We start from the raw sequence: 546 nt of genomic DNA, 5'->3' as shown, positions 1-546 counted from the left end.
GGCTTTCTTGTCGTCACCGGGTTTCGGTGCGGTTTCTTCGCTCATGCCGCGTTCCTTGTGGCTTCGATGAAGGTTTGCAGAAGGTCGCCAAAGACCCCTTCACTTTCGGCAATCGCCTTCGCATCGGGCACATCGGGGCTGTAAAGGGTCTGCCCGGTCTGGAGGTCACGGTAGGCAACGCGATTGTGCAGGACGTGTTCTGCAATCGGCGTGCCGTTGGCCTGGATGATGGCGCGCAGTTCGGTCAGGGCTCGCGCCCTGCCATCGATGATGGTCTGCTTGGTCAGCACGAATATCGCAGGCAGCGGTCTCCCCCGGCTCTCGACCGCCAGCGGAATGTAGTGGTCGGTGATCTGGATGGCGGCGGTCACATCGTCGAGGGCAAAATAGACCGGCACGACGACAATATCGGCGGCGAAGAGCCCAGCCATGAGGTTATCGTTTGTGGTGCCTTCCGTATCGATCAAGACGACCGAGCGTTCACCGTTGTGGGTGGCTGCGGCGCGAAGGATTTCCTGCGGGGTCATCGCGCTCACCATCTGGAAC

General features: G+C 60.6%; 1 protein-coding gene. It reads right to left on the bottom strand.

The window, feature by feature from the left end; all coding sequences use genetic code 11:
• Positions 1-41 precede the first annotated feature (41 nt).
• Positions 42-546, bottom strand: a 505-nt coding sequence (locus ACXJ7R_RS36015) for a hypothetical protein (protein WP_457155928.1), incomplete at its 5' end; no start/stop codon positions are given.

This window comes from Mesorhizobium sp. P5_C1 (genome assembly GCF_054049815.1).
Note: the sequence above shows the minus strand (reverse complement) of the source record. Positions and strands in the feature narration are given on the sequence as shown.